15 protein-coding genes and 1 pseudogene are annotated in these 12,705 nt (G+C 69.7%); 11 read left to right on the top strand and 5 right to left on the bottom strand.

From position 1 onward, the window contains the following. From ACFWW9_RS34845 to ACFWW9_RS34825, 5 genes are all read left to right on the top strand, one after another. Window positions 1-942, top strand: a 942-nt coding sequence (locus ACFWW9_RS34845) for an AbrB family transcriptional regulator (protein ID WP_390386479.1), incomplete at its 5' end; no start/stop codon positions are given. A gap of 71 nt (window positions 943-1,013) precedes the next feature. Next, window positions 1,014-2,072, top strand: a complete 1,059-nt coding sequence (locus ACFWW9_RS34840; RefSeq protein ID WP_390386478.1) for a sensor histidine kinase — start codon at window positions 1,014-1,016, stop codon at window positions 2,070-2,072. Next, a complete protein-coding gene (locus ACFWW9_RS34835; RefSeq protein WP_390386477.1) occupies window positions 2,065-3,162 on the top strand; it encodes a hypothetical protein in 1,098 nt (365 codons plus the stop codon). Before ACFWW9_RS34840 ends, ACFWW9_RS34835 begins: the two co-directional genes overlap by 8 nt. Continuing rightward, on the top strand, window positions 3,147-3,797 hold the full coding sequence (locus ACFWW9_RS34830) for a response regulator (protein ID WP_390386475.1): 651 nt from the start codon (window positions 3,147-3,149) through the stop codon (window positions 3,795-3,797). Before ACFWW9_RS34835 ends, ACFWW9_RS34830 begins: the two co-directional genes overlap by 16 nt. Window positions 3,798-3,949: 152 nt before the next feature. Then, the gene (locus tag ACFWW9_RS34825) at window positions 3,950-4,591 is read left to right on the top strand and encodes a hypothetical protein (RefSeq protein ID WP_390386473.1); all 642 of its coding nucleotides are present in this window, start codon (window positions 3,950-3,952) and stop codon (window positions 4,589-4,591) included. Window positions 4,592-4,858: 267 nt separating this feature from the next. Here ACFWW9_RS34825 and ACFWW9_RS34820 read toward each other — a convergent pair whose 3' ends face one another. Together ACFWW9_RS34820 and ACFWW9_RS34815 are read right to left on the bottom strand one after the other, a co-directional pair. Beyond that, the gene (locus ACFWW9_RS34820) at window positions 4,859-5,725 is read right to left on the bottom strand and encodes a phosphotransferase (protein WP_390386472.1); all 867 of its coding nucleotides are present in this window, start codon (window positions 5,723-5,725) and stop codon (window positions 4,859-4,861) included. After that, a complete protein-coding gene (locus ACFWW9_RS34815; protein WP_390386470.1) occupies window positions 5,726-6,214 on the bottom strand; it encodes a glycine-rich domain-containing protein in 489 nt (162 codons plus the stop codon). 244 nt (window positions 6,215-6,458) lie between these two features. On the opposite strand from ACFWW9_RS34815, the gene ACFWW9_RS34810 reads away from it, so the two are divergent. The 3 genes from ACFWW9_RS34810 to ACFWW9_RS34800 are packed head-to-tail and all read left to right on the top strand — an operon-like array spanning window position 6,459 to window position 8,955. Continuing rightward, the gene (locus ACFWW9_RS34810) at window positions 6,459-7,538 is read left to right on the top strand and encodes a hypothetical protein (protein ID WP_390386468.1); all 1,080 of its coding nucleotides are present in this window, start codon (window positions 6,459-6,461) and stop codon (window positions 7,536-7,538) included. 19 nt (window positions 7,539-7,557) lie between these two features. After that, window positions 7,558-8,223, top strand: coding sequence for a YdcF family protein (locus ACFWW9_RS34805; protein WP_390386466.1), 666 nt, complete (start codon window positions 7,558-7,560; stop codon window positions 8,221-8,223). Window positions 8,224-8,229: 6 nt separating this feature from the next. Continuing rightward, on the top strand, window positions 8,230-8,955 hold the full coding sequence (locus tag ACFWW9_RS34800; RefSeq protein ID WP_390386464.1) for a WbqC family protein: 726 nt from the start codon (window positions 8,230-8,232) through the stop codon (window positions 8,953-8,955). Between the two features lie 74 nt (window positions 8,956-9,029). Here ACFWW9_RS34800 and ACFWW9_RS34795 read toward each other — a convergent pair whose 3' ends face one another. Continuing rightward, window positions 9,030-9,233 (bottom strand): DUF397 domain-containing protein, encoded by a 204-nt coding sequence (locus ACFWW9_RS34795; protein ID WP_390386462.1) that lies wholly within the window; start codon window positions 9,231-9,233, stop codon window positions 9,030-9,032. 77 nt (window positions 9,234-9,310) lie between these two features. Between ACFWW9_RS34795 and ACFWW9_RS34790 the strand changes: the two genes are divergently transcribed. Further along, window positions 9,311-9,469 (top strand): hypothetical protein, encoded by a 159-nt coding sequence (locus ACFWW9_RS34790; protein WP_390386460.1) that lies wholly within the window; start codon window positions 9,311-9,313, stop codon window positions 9,467-9,469. 72 nt (window positions 9,470-9,541) lie between these two features. Further along, window positions 9,542-10,015 carry a hypothetical protein gene (locus tag ACFWW9_RS34785; protein WP_390386458.1) on the top strand — a complete coding sequence of 158 codons (474 nt, stop codon included), beginning with the start codon at window positions 9,542-9,544 and terminating at the stop codon, window positions 10,013-10,015. A gap of 3 nt (window positions 10,016-10,018) precedes the next feature. On the opposite strand, the gene ACFWW9_RS34780 is transcribed toward ACFWW9_RS34785, so the two are convergent. Then, window positions 10,019-10,279 carry a hypothetical protein gene (locus tag ACFWW9_RS34780; RefSeq protein WP_390386456.1) on the bottom strand — a complete coding sequence of 87 codons (261 nt, stop codon included), beginning with the start codon at window positions 10,277-10,279 and terminating at the stop codon, window positions 10,019-10,021. Between the two features lie 66 nt (window positions 10,280-10,345). Next, window positions 10,346-11,806 carry an LCP family protein gene (locus tag ACFWW9_RS34775; protein WP_390386454.1) on the bottom strand — a complete coding sequence of 487 codons (1,461 nt, stop codon included), beginning with the start codon at window positions 11,804-11,806 and terminating at the stop codon, window positions 10,346-10,348. A 386-nt stretch (window positions 11,807-12,192) separates the two neighbouring features. On the opposite strand from ACFWW9_RS34775, the pseudogene ACFWW9_RS34770 reads away from it, so the two are divergent. Next, window positions 12,193-12,321, top strand: a pseudogene (locus ACFWW9_RS34770) (thioredoxin family protein); the annotation flags it as partial. Window positions 12,322-12,705: the final 384 nt, after the last annotated feature.

The following is a 12,705-nucleotide window of genomic DNA, read 5'->3' as shown; positions in this document are numbered from 1 at the left end:
CTGTTCGGGGGTGGGCGGGGCGGGCTCGCGGCGGCGCTGTCCGGCCGCCGCGAGCCACGCCCGACCCGGTTCGCGGGTGCGGTGGCACAGGGCGTGATCGGCGCGTCGATCGGCGTGATGGCCGACCGGACGATGGTGGCCGAGGTGGCGCGGCACTGGCCCGCCGTGCTGGTCGTGGTGACCGCGACCCTCGCCGTCAGCGTCGGGATCGGCCAAGTCCTGCGCCTCCTGCCGACCGTGTCCGGCCGCACGGCGGTGTTCTCGTCGGTCGCCGGGGGAGCGGTCGGGTTCATCACCGGCGCGCGCGAAGCCGGCGCGGACGAACCGGTCGTGATGGTCGTGCAATACCTTCGGGTGCTGCTCGTCCTGGTCTCACTGCCCGCCGTGGTGCTCCTGCTCGGCCCCGGCACCCGCCCGGTCGGCGCGCAGACGGCTACCAGCCCGGCCGCCTCCGCACTGTTCGCGGTCCTCGCCGTCACGGCGGGCCTGATCGCCGCCCGACTGCTGGCCTTCGCCGGAGCCGCGCTGATCTGGCCCATGCTCGCGGCCTTCGGCCTGGCGTCGAGCGGCCTCTTCACCCACCCCGCGATGCCCGCCGCGGCGCTCGGCGGCGCGTTCCTGGTCGTCGGCCTCCGAATCGGCTTCTCCTTGTCGTTGAAGGAACTCCGCACCGTGGCGCGCGTGCTCCCGTTGGCGGGCGTGCAGATCGTGGCGACCGTCGCCGCGTGCGCCCTGATCGGCTACGGCCTCAGCCGCGCCACGTCCATCAGCCCCTACGACGCCTACCTCGCGTCCACGCCCGGAGGCCTGTCGGCGGTGCTGGGCCTCTCGCTCGCGACCGAGTCGGACACCCCGCTGGTCATGGCGTTCCAGGTGACCCGGCTGATGCTCTCCCTGGTGCTGCTGCCGGTGTTCGCCGCACTCGGCCGCCGCGCCGACTGACCTCCGAGCTGCACCCGTTCCCCCGACCGGCGATACTCCACCCAGCCGATTCGACGACGTCTGGGGGAGCGATGCCACCCGGTGCGGTCGAGTCGGGGTTCCGCCTCGCCGTCGGGCGCTTCGCCGGACCGGTGCGCGGCATCGGGCTCGCGGTGGTCAGCGTGTTCGGCGTGCTCGCCGTCCCGGACGTCACCGAGGGGCTCGGGTTGATCGGGGTCGTGCTGGTGGCGGGCGTGGCGGACTGCGCTCCCCGCACCCGCGGCACGGTCGTGGCGCTCGGCTTCGCCGTCGTGCGGGCCGGGGCGGTGTGCGCGGCGACCGGGCCGACCCTGTGGGCGCTCAACGTCCTGACCATCACCGCGATCACCCTCCAGTGGGAGTGGCCGCTCAAGGTCACCGTGCCCGTGACCGCCGGGCTGGTGGCCGTGTTCATCGCCGCGGGTGGACCGCCGATCACGATCCTGCGGGTGCTCGTCGAGTGCGCGCTGGCCCGGCTCGCGTTCCTGCTGCTGGTCCGCTCGGCCCGCCGGGTCGACGTGCTGCGCGCCCGGCAGGCCGCGCTGGAACGCGCCGAACTGCTGGCGGCCGAGCGTCGCCGCCGGGAACGCGAATACCTGGCGCTGCTGCACGACACGGCCTCGGCGACGTTCCTGCTGGTCGGCGGCGGCACGGTGGACGGCGTCTCCGACTTCGCCCGCCGCGACCTGGACGTGCTGACCGGCGCCTCCGGCGGGCAGGGCCTGGACGACCGGCTGGTCGACGTCGAGTCGTCGCTGCGCGCCGTCGTGGAGGAGAGCCCGCTGGCCGTCGACACCCGGTGGGAGCACGTGCCGCTGCTGCCCGTGCCGGTCACGCTCGCGCTGGTGCGGGCCGTGCGCGAGGCGATGGCGAACGTCGAGCGGCACGCGGGCGTCCGCGAGGCCGGGCTGAGCGTGGCGCCCGAGAGCACTGGGCTGGTGGTCACCGTGACCGACACCGGCCACGGCTTCGACCCCGCCGCCGTGCCCGAGCACCGCCGGGGCATCCGCGGCTCGCTGGTCGAGCGGATGGCCGCGGTCGGCGGCCGCGCCACCGTGGACTCCCGGCCCGGCGAGGGCACCACCGTGCGGCTGGCGTGGCCGCGTGGCTGACCTGCCGCCGGACGTCCGGCTCTTCGCGAACACGCGCATCGTGCTGGTGGGCGTGACCGCCGTCGTGCAAGTCGGGATCTGCGCGTCGCCGCTGCTGCTGCACCAGGCCGACTACCGGCCCGCGTGGGCGGAGAACGCGGCGTTCGGGGTGTTGGCGCTGGTCACGGCGGTGTGCGCGGCCTGGCTGGTGCGGCGAGAACCGCTGCCCGCTGTGGTCGCGGGCGGCGGGGCGGTCGTGGTGCTGGCCGCGTCGGCCGTGGCCACCGCCGCACTGCCCGCCGACAGGTACTTCCTGGACGTGCACTGGTCGTTCGGCCTGGTCGGGTGGCACCTGCTGGTGCTGCTGGTCGACCGGATCGGGCCTCTGGTCGTCGCGCTCGGCCTGCACATCGCCACCAGCGTCACCCAGTTCGTGCTGGTCGGCGACCATGACCGGGTGGAGGTCGGCGACGCGGGCGTCGTGGTGCTCAGCGTGCTCGGGTTCCAGTCGGCGATCGTGGTGATCACGCTGGTGCTGAGGCGGCAGACCCGGCTCGCGGTGCGGGTCGCGGCCGACCGCGACCGGACCGCGACCCGCGCGGCGCTGGCCGAGCAGTGGGAACGCGACCGGCGGCTGACGTTCGCGGGCCAGCTCGGCGCGACGCTGCCGCTGCTGGTGGGGCTGGCCGACCGGACCCTCGACCCGCGCGACGAGGAGACCCGCCGCCGCTGCGCGCTCGCGGGCACCCAGCTGCGCAGGCTGTTCGCCGAGAACGACGACGTGCCCGACCCGCTCGTGCACGAGGTCCGCGCCTGCGTGGACGCGGCGGAACGGCGGGGGATCGAGGTGTCGCTCGCGGTCAGCGGCACGGCCGTGCCGGTCCCGACGGTCGTGCGCCGCGAGCTGACCGGTCCGCTCGTGGTGGCGCTGTCGCAGACGCTCACCCGAGCGCGGGTCAGCGTGCTGCGCACCGAGAACGAGGTGCGCGTGGCCGTGCTGGCGGACACCGCGTCCGCCGAGGGGATCGCGCGGGCGTCGCCGCTCGTCCGAGTGGAGTGCGGCACGTACGGAACGCGGACGAGGACGGAGGCGAGATGGAGTCACCCCTGACAGCGGTGGTCGTGGACGACCACCCGGCCGTGCGGGCGGGCGTCGCCCACTGGCTCGGCTCGGGCACCCCGCCGATCACGGTCGTCGCGGGCGGCGAGGACGTGCGGGTGGCGTGGCTCGGCGAGGGCGCGGACGCCGACGTCGTGATCCTCGACCTGCACCTCGGCGGCCCGACCCCCGCGCTGGGCGACCTGCGCCGACTCGTGGAGGCGGGCCGCCGCGTGGTCGTGTACTCGATGCGCGCCGACGACGAGACCGCGTTGACCTGCCTGGAACTCGGCGCGCTCTGCTACCTGACCAAGGCCGAGGGCGCCGACCACCTGGTCGAGGCCACCCGCGCGGCGGGCCGCGGCGACCCGTACACGCCGCCGTCGCTGGCGGGCGCGTTGGCGGGTGACCGCTCCGACCACCGACCCGCGCTGTCCGCGCGCGAGACCGAGGTCCTGGTCGAGTGGTTCCAGTCGGAGTCCAAGGACTTCGTCGCACAGCGCCTCGGTATCACCGCGAGCACCGTCAACTCCCACCTGGAGCGCATCCGGATCAAGTACGCCCAGATCGGCCGCGAGGCCCCCACCAAGGCGGCTTTGGTGGCTCGCGCGATCCAGGACGGCCTGATCGGCGTGGACGACCTGTGACCCAACCGTCATGGGCGTGTGGTGCGAACGACCCACAGAGCCCAGCGGTGATCACGGATACCGTCCGAGCAGACCCCTGGAACCGCGTTCGCGGGGTCGACTCGCACCTCCTCGCCGGCCGCCGTCCGGCGAGGGCCGATCAAGGAGATCCAGTGACGCACGCCCGTGGCCCCCTGCTAGCCGCCGCCATCGGCGTGACCGCAGTACTGCTGTCGTCCTGCGCCACCGAAACCGCGGGCACAGCGTCCCCATCGGACTCCACCCCACCGGTCACCGCCGCCACCAGCGCCGTCAGCCCGACCACCGCCTCCAGCGCGGCCTCTCTCCCGAAGGCCCCAGCAGGCGACGTCACCAAACCGGGCTCCACGCTGAAGGTGGGCGACCGCGCAGTGGTCCCGTTCAAGTACGGCACCGACAAGAACGGCACGATCGCCCTGACGGTCACCGCGATCGAAAAGGGCGACAACGCAGACCTGGCCAAGTTCGGCGACAAGGCCAAGGGCCTACTCCCGTACTACATCCGCGTATCCGTCGAGAACGTAGACGGCAGCGACCTGGCCTACAGCTCAGTCAGCCTCCGAGCCCTCGGCGCAGACGGCAAGTCCACCGGCGTGATCATCAGCGGCGACATCGACAAGTGCCAGTCCACAACCGCCAAAAAAGACTTCACCACAGCAGGCGCGAAGTACGACACCTGCGTCCTCCAAGCCACCCGCGAGGGCTCGGAGATCACCGCGGCAACCTTCGACAAGGGCGACGACTACATCAAGTCACCCATCACCTGGAAGAGCTAACTCCCCTGGGGGTGTGAAGCGGGGCGCGGCATGCGGACACCGCGCCCCGCTTCGTCTTTCCGCTACCTCACGAGGGCGCAGCCGGTCCCACCTTGCAGATAGGGCAGCAGCACGGTCGGCGCCTGCAACACCGGTCCAGGTTTAGCCGGATCTCCTAGAGCCACGACAGGTCCGGGCGGAAGCTGCGTTGTCGACCTTCAACGGCCCCGCAGTTCGTCAGCAGGGAAAGTCGTGCTTGGGAACTTGGTCTGCGGTTCCGCTTGCCTGTCAGCTCGTTCGATACTGGGCCCATCGTCGAGCGGCCTCTGTGGCCGCGGTATGAGCGAACCGGCGCTCCCACAGACGAACTGCGGAGGCGGCGAACGCGGTGATCGCTTCGGGTGGTGCCGCTGTGAAGGCTTCGAACTGCTGCGCCCACTTCTCCGCTGATTGCGGGTCGTGGCCTTCTGCTATGAGCCGGATGACCAGATAGGCGGGATCGAACCACGCCGCACCTGTCTGCCACCACGCCCAGTCGACCACCTTTGCGCGATCGGACACGACGAAGTTGGTGGGGTTGAGGTCGGAGTGGATGAGCACGGAACCCTCCATGAAAGAGGGCGCGAGGTCAGCCAGCTCGGTCAGGAGCGAGGCGTGCTCAACTGTCCACGGGTCCGTGCTGGGGGCCGTGGGGAACTCGCGTTCCCGCTTCAGCGCGCGGGACCACTGATCGGATATCCGCCGCGGTTCGCCGGTCGCCGTCCGAGGAACGGTAGCGACGCCGATTCGGGTCACCGCGTCCGCCACCAGCGGCAGGTCCGATGAGTCGGGCGTGAGGTCGGCGTGCCGCCCGAGCAAGTGCTCGAATCCGAGCAGCAGCCAGCCCCCTACCTCGAAGTGCCACCGCAGGCGGGGTGCGAGGTCAGCCGGAAGGTACGGGCTTACCGCGATCTCGTTGCGGTGCATGTAGGAGATCGGCGACTCCGTCGAGATTCCCTTGCAGAACACCGGCCCGCTGTCGGTCCACAGCGTCTCCGAAAGCTCGGAGTTCCGGCCACCCGGAGTCGAGACGGCCTTCACCACCGTCCCGATGGTGCGCTCCACCTCCTGCCTGGCGGCTCCGGGCAGGTCGTCCCATGCACGACGAACCGTCATCTATCCCCTCATCCCCAACCGAAGTACGCCGTCGCCCTGACCGCAGTTGGTGCACCCCTGGTGGCACTGGGTGCACTGACCCGGCACCACCGACCACAACTCGGCGTCGACCACGAACCCGGACGCCCTCATCGCCTCCACCGTAGGGCTCAACACCCTCGCCGTCTCGGCCGACCCGCCACCCGGAGAGGTGAACTCGTCGGGCACGTGGTGGATGAAGTACCCCGCCACGCGCTGACAGAACTCGGCGTAGTCGACGGTGTTCAAGATGAACTGGTGCCACCCCAGATCGACCTTCCTGCTCGGCCGGAAGTGCTTGCCGGGGTTGTCGACGCACGTCTTGAGGAACGCCACGGCTTGGTCCACGATCCGTACGGCCTCGTCCCCGGTCATGCCGCTGTGCTCGTTGATCAACTGCCCCGCCAAGCGGGTGCGCAGGGCAGCCGGGATCAGCGTCTCGACGGCCGTGCTCGTGAGTGCGGAGGTCATGTGGTTGCTCCGTTCTGGGATGTCGCGGAGGGATCAAGCAGACGAGCGGATCGAAGGCTTGGAAGTGGTGGTGTCGGGAGACTGGTTCTCGTCCCGACACCACCACCGTCTGGGGCCTGTGGTGCTGCTCACCAGCCTGGCGTGCTGACCGCGGATCGGGAATGAACCGCTGTCGCACTTGCGTGGTACTTGCGTCGCACTCCGCTCACCACCCGTGATTGCATGAACACCGAGGGAGGACCGGATGTGGGCGTTGGGGCAGTGGACGGGGCACGAAGCCCTGCTCCTGCGGCGTGCGCTGCGGATGAGCGTGCGCGACTTCGCCGACTACCTCGGCGTGTCCGCCCGAACGGTCTCCAAGTGGGCAGCCCTGACCGACTCCACCTCACCGCTACCACGGACCCAGGCCATCCTCGACACCGCACTCACCCGCGCCGAGCCCGACGCGCGTCAACGGTTCCAGCGCCTGGTCGACGAGCACAGCCTCACGACCGGGATCGCCATCCACGACCCGGCCGACGAATGGGACCGCGACACCTGGTCCGACGACCTGACCCGTGCGGCGACCTGTGTCGCCCAGCAGAAGTTCGAGTTCGCCGCCCGCCTGACCCAGCGCTGGCTGCTCCGCTACAGCCCACCCGACCTCGACCGACACGGGCTGCAGCTGTACGCCCGCACGCTCGTCGTGCTCGGCGACATCCACCGCGACCAGGGAAGGCTCCGCGGGGCGCACTCCGCCGACAGCAGCTACCGCGACGCGCACCGCCTGTTCCGCACCCTGGGCAGCCCACGCCGCATGGCCCAGGTCGAACTCGGACAGGTGGTGATCGAGGAGATGTCCGGACAGCTGGAGTCCGCTGCCCGCCACTACGACATCCTGGCCTCCGACCACCGGCTCGGAGATCGTGATCGCACCCGCGCACGACTGTGGGTGGGCACCTCGTTGAGCAAGAAGAATGATGGCGACACCCACGCCATCACCGCCATGACCACCGCGTTACGCGCGTTCGACGACCTCGACGAACCCGAGGACTGGGCAGTGGCCCAGCAGAAACTCGCCCTCGCTCACCGCGGCCTCGGCGAGCTCGACGCCGCCCTGCGCCACATCGACACCGCCCGTAACGCGACCATCGTCGACACCCCGATGCAACTGGTCCGGCTGGACACCGCCCACGCCCACATCCTGCTGTCCGACCCGCACACCGCCGACCAAGGCCTGAGGATGCTCTCCCACGCCGCGCAGAGAGCCGGTCGCTACGGTCTGTCACACCAACTCGCCAGCATCACCACGATCCAGGGCGCCTTTCAACGCAACGCCCGATGAGCACAGGAGCAACCCGCCAGTGACGACCGCGAACACCGCGATCACCGACCAGAACCGCGCCGACGCCCACCTGATCTGGAACTACCACCAGATGGGCCACGAGCTCACCCCGTGCGAGGTCGCCATCGGCTTGGGCAGCCACGACCTCGGCGTCGCCGAGCACACGGCCACGCTCTACCACGACGGCCTGTTCCCGCTGCTGGTGTTCACCGGCGCCACCAGCCCCACCAGCGCCGCCCGCTTCCCCCGCGGCGAGGCCGTGCACTACCGGGAACGCGCCCTCGAGCTGGGCGTGCCCGACGACGCCATCCTGGTCGAGCCGGACGCGGCCAACACCGGCGACAACATCCGCCTGTCCCGGCTGCTGCTGGACAAGCACGGCATCACACCCACCACGGTGCTGCTGGTGAGCAAGCCGTACATGCAGCGGCGCGCGTTCGCCACGTGCGGCGCGGTGTGGCCCGAGGTCGACGTCGTGTGCGCGTCCGAGGAACTGTCGCTGGCCGACTACGTGCGCAGCATCGGCGACGAGAAGCTCGTCATCGACATGCTCGTCGGCGACCTGCAGCGCGTCGTGGAATACCCGAAGCTCGGCTTCGCCACCGAGCAACACGTCCCCGCCGGGGCGACCGAGGCCTACGACCGGCTGCTGCGCGACGGCTTCGACAGCCGCCTGCTGCGATAGCCGCGCATGGCCGCGAACGGCACGGTCTGCGCGATCCACCAACCCAACTTCTTCCCCAGGCTCGGCACCATCGCCAAGATCTACGCCGCTGACATCTGGGTCGTCCTGGACGACGTCCAGTTCGCCGCCCGCGACTACCAGCACCGCACCCGAGTGGCCATGCCAGAGCCATGGGGTTGCCCGCGGTGGCTGACGTTGCCGGTTCACCGGCCATCGGGCCGCCCGACCCTCATTCGCGAGGTCCTGCTGTGCGAGGGCGACCGCAGCGCTTTGCGAGTGGAGCGGCTGCTCCGGCAGCACTACCGACGCGGTGCGCACTGGTCGGTGGTCGACCAAGTCCTCGGTGAGGTCGTGCCGCTGATCCACGACGGAGCTCGGCTGGCCGACATCGCCGAGACCACCACCCGCGCCGTCCTGGACCTCGTCGGATGGCGAGGTGTCATCGTGCGCAGCAGCGCATTCGATGCGAGCACGGAGCGCTCGGCGCGATTGGCAGACCTCACCCGTGCTGTGCAGGCCACGACCTACCTCTGCGGACCATCCGGTGCCGGATACCTCAATCGGGAGGTGTTCGCCTCACGTGGTCTGGATGTGCGGTACTTCAAGAGGGTGGTGTCGAGTACGGCTGATGTAGCGCGCAACCTCGGCATCGTGCACTGGCTCGCGGGTGCCGGTCCAAAAGTGGTTGGCGACATGATCGCTGCAGCGAAGGACCTTGCTTTGCGTGGTTGAGGTCGTGCGATGGCGAGGTCGTTGCTACCGGTTCATTGCCATCGACAACCGCGCCGCGTAGACCGTCGAGAAACTCACAGGTCGAAGCAGCCAGCCTTGATCGCACTGACGAACTCGGTGAACTTGACGACATCGACACCGATCGCTTGACCCACGGGGTTCTTGGAATCCCTCACCCAGACGTCGGGCCCGGCAAAAGCGACTTCAGCGCACGCTCCGTTCTGCCCGTTCGAGTAGCTGCTCTTCTTCCAACTCGCCTGGTGCGGGTCGGCTCCCATCCCACACTCCTTCGCTCGCCTTCATCGTGCCGCGATACCTGCCCCGCTACGGCAAGGCACCGGGCTGGACCCGCGCCATGCGACCCCTGGTACTGGTGTTCACCGCGATCGCCTCGGCCGCACTCCCCGCGACCCTGTCGGCGCGCCGCTGCGGCGAGCACCGCGCCACCGCCCTTCTCGTGTACACCACCGCCGCGAACATCATCGAACGGCCCGACGGCGTGAAGATCGCCTAGTTCTTCATCATCGTCACCTCGGTCATCTCCCGCGCGACCCGCTTCACCGAACTGCGCGTCGCCAGCGTCGACATGGACGAACTGGCCGAACGGTTCCTCCACGACCACGCCGACCACAAGCTGCGGATCATCGCCAACGAACCCGACGACCGCGACGAGACCGAGTACCGCGAGAAGGAACAGGAGGAACGAGCCGACCACCACATCCCCGCCGACGACCCCGTCCTGTTCCTGGAAGTCACCGTTCACGACTCCTCGGACTTCGAGGACGTGCTCCGGGTCAGCGGTGAGGAACGGTTCGGCTACCGCGTCCTGCGCGTGGAGGCCCCCGCCATCCCCAACGCCATCGCCGCACTGCTGCTGCACATCCGCGACACCACCGACAGGCTGCCGCACGTCTACTTCGACTGGATGGAAGCCAATCCCGTGACGCAGATGCTCGGCTACCTGCTCACCGGCGAAGGCGACGTGCCGCCGTTGACCCGAAAAGTGCTGCGCCAGGCGGAACCGGATCCGGCCCGCAGGCCGGTCGTCCACGTCGGCTAGACGTCACTCGGAGGTGAGTTCGTCGAGCTGCTCGGCGGCGGTGAGGTTGCCCTGGTCGGCCAAGCGCCGCAACTCGTCCAGGTCTTCGCGTTCGGTCGCGAGCTCGATCAGCTGATCCGCCGCGGTGGAGTTGCCCTGGTCGGCGAGCCGCCGCAGCTCGGCCATGTCACCGAGCTCGCCCGCGAGCTGGATGAGCTCGTCGACGGCGTCCTCGTCGCCGTTGTCGGCGAGTTCCCGCAACGCGGACATGTCGTAGTCGGACATGAGGACACCTTTCCCAGTAGGACAGTCTGCGAGTGGGGAAGTCCAGAGTACGAGGTGGACACGTGATCAGTTGACGCAGCTGATGCCGCCTGCCGTGATGGGTTGCTCCGCCGGAGTCACCGGCTGCCTCTTGCCGTCCAAGGCGATGTTCGGGCTGTTGGCGAAACGGCTGGTTTGCGGGCCGGTGTAGTCCTGTCCGAGGAAGACCCTCACCGTCCCCTCGGGGACGACCAGATCGGACCGCACGGGCAGGCCACCCAACGACTTCGCCACGGATGCGGCGCCCGCTTCGGCCCCGGTGCCGTAGAGCACAACCGAGGTCGCCAGGGTTTTCTCGGCGTTGCCCGTCGTCCCCTCGCCATAGCCCTGGGCGGTCAACGTGCCCAGTACCGAGGTCGCCAGTCCGGGGATGCCGGAGCCGTTGCGCACGTCGACCCTCACGTGCGCCTGCTCCGGTTTGGCCGCCCCGGCAGGTGATGTCGGTGCGGACGTGGTGGGGCTTCCGCTCGGCGGCGGGTCGGCGGTCAGCGACTGCACGAAAGCGCGCACCTGGGCGTCGTCGACCTCGACGGCGGACCCGTCCTCGGGGGTCCGCAGGTCGAGGCTGCCGGTCGGGATCGTGGTGAACTCGATGTTGCCGCCGCTCAGACCGTGCATCTGGCCGGCGAAGCCGAGGATGTCCCAGTCCTTGTCCAGGATGACCGCTTTGGTGACCGCCTGGATCAGGTCGTGGAGCTTCGTCTGGTCGGTGAGCACGCCGGTGGACAGGATCTTGGTGGCGAGCCCCGCCAGGAACACCTGCTGACGCACGATGCGGTCCAGGTCGCCGCGCGGCAGGTCGTAGCGCTGCCGGACGAACGCCAGCGCGTCCTTGCCCTCGATCGTGTGCTCGCCCGCGGTGAACCGGGCGCCGGACTTCGGCTCGTCGACGGCGTTGGTCAGGCAGACGTCCACACCGCCGATGGCCTTGGTGATCTCGTAGAACCCGGCCAGGTTGACCTCGGCGTAGTGGTCGACGGTCACGCCGGTCAGGTTCTCGATCGTGGCGATGAGGTTGCGCGCCCCGGCCTGCCGCGACTGGGTCTCGACGACGGCCTTGTCGGTCTCGCCCTTGGCGGTGAGTTCGGCGGCGGCGTCGTTCTTGGCCGCGCCGTAGGCGGAGTTGAGCTTGTGCTTGCCGTAGCCGCCCGCGATGTCGACGTAGGAGTCGCGGGGGAAGGAGATCGCGACGGCCCTGCTGCCGTTGTTGGGGATGTGCAACAGGATCATGGTGTCGGTGTTGAAACCGCCGTCGTCGCTGCCGCCTGCCTGAAGCTCGTCGAGGACCTGCTGGGGCAGCGGATTGCCCTTGGAATCGGTGCGGCTGTCCATGCCCACCAGCAGGATGTCCACGGCGCCGTCGAGCGGCTTGTCACCACCGCCGTGTTCACTGATCACATCAGTGGTGGTGAGGTTCTGCTGGAACGAGGTGAGGTTGGTGTAGCCGTAACCGCACGCCACGAGCACCGCTACCGACAGCAGGCTCACGACCGCACGACCGGCCGCACGTGCTCCGCTCGCCGCCGCGGACGAACGGGACCGTGCTGTCGAGCGAGGACCGAGCGGTTTCGGATCGGTGCGCACGGTGGCGGCGTTCGCGATGTCGGCTTGCCGAGCGGAAGGCGGTATGCGGTTTGCCCGGCCGGGACGACCGTGGTCGCGGGGGCCGTGTTCCATGATCGTGCCCCGTCCTCGTGAGTTACCGGCAGGTAGCGCGGTGGTGGTCCACTAGTCGAGACGCGTCACGCGCCAACGCGGTTGCTCGAAGTGATGTCGGCGACTGCTCGCACCTCCGAGCGGGATACGCGAGAGCTGCACGGCGCTCGTTTAGCGTCCGTTCCCAGGTGACTGTGCCGGACGTGAGCACCCGCATCGCGGGGGACTACTGGATCATGTCGATCCCGACCGTGATCCTTCTCCAAGGCGGCAAACCGGTGAAGCAGTTCATTGGCGCGAAGACGAAGGCCACGCTGCTGAACGACCTGTCCGAGGTGCTGGCCTGACCGCAGGCTCCAGGTGTGACCGCGGTCTTCAACGGCCCAGATCGACCACCGTCGCCGACTCCACGCCCGAGACGTACCGTTCGCCCTGGACGTCGCCAGGGACTTGTCTGGACGGCGGTGGCGACCCCGGCTTCGGGGGAGAACGGGCCGGAGATCCTGTGGCGCTGTCCCGCCGTGCGGGCAGGCGCGGACGACCCGACCCGACAGCTGGTGGTGCGTCCCGTCAAGGAGCCACACAGAGCCGGATTCCTCCTCGGTGATGCCGTTCTGGCCCTAAACGGGTTGTTGGGGCGACGCTTGAAGAAGCTCGACCCGAGCTTGGTCTCCGATGCCACGCCTGGTGTGCTCGGCCCGAGGTGGACGGTGACCGATCCGCGCGGTGTG

The sequence above is a fragment of the Umezawaea sp. NPDC059074 genome (genome assembly GCF_042738955.1).
GTDB lineage: Bacteria > Actinomycetota > Actinomycetes > Mycobacteriales > Pseudonocardiaceae > Umezawaea.
The sequence above is the reverse complement of the archived record's forward strand: the minus strand, read 5'-3'. Positions and strand labels throughout refer to the sequence as shown.

Bases quoted from the DNA above. Each gene is read 5' to 3' on its own strand.
- ACFWW9_RS34840 (WP_390386478.1), top strand. From the start codon at position 1,014: ATGCCACCCGGTGCGGTCGAGTCGGGGTTCCGCCTCGCCGTCGGGCGC.
- ACFWW9_RS34830 (WP_390386475.1), top strand. From the start codon at position 3,147: ATGGAGTCACCCCTGACAGCGGTGGTCGTGGACGACCACCCGGCCGTG.
- ACFWW9_RS34820 (WP_390386472.1), bottom strand. From the start codon at position 5,725: ATGACGGTTCGTCGTGCATGGGACGACCTGCCCGGAGCCGCCAGGCAG.
- ACFWW9_RS34815 (WP_390386470.1), bottom strand. From the start codon at position 6,214: ATGACCTCCGCACTCACGAGCACGGCCGTCGAGACGCTGATCCCGGCT.
- ACFWW9_RS34810 (WP_390386468.1), top strand. From the start codon at position 6,459: ATGTGGGCGTTGGGGCAGTGGACGGGGCACGAAGCCCTGCTCCTGCGG.
- ACFWW9_RS34800 (WP_390386464.1), top strand. From the start codon at position 8,230: ATGGCCGCGAACGGCACGGTCTGCGCGATCCACCAACCCAACTTCTTC.
- ACFWW9_RS34795 (WP_390386462.1), bottom strand. From the start codon at position 9,233: ATGGGAGCCGACCCGCACCAGGCGAGTTGGAAGAAGAGCAGCTACTCG.
- ACFWW9_RS34790 (WP_390386460.1), top strand. From the start codon at position 9,311: ATGCGACCCCTGGTACTGGTGTTCACCGCGATCGCCTCGGCCGCACTC.
- ACFWW9_RS34785 (WP_390386458.1), top strand. From the start codon at position 9,542: ATGGACGAACTGGCCGAACGGTTCCTCCACGACCACGCCGACCACAAG.
- ACFWW9_RS34780 (WP_390386456.1), bottom strand. From the start codon at position 10,279: ATGTCCGACTACGACATGTCCGCGTTGCGGGAACTCGCCGACAACGGC.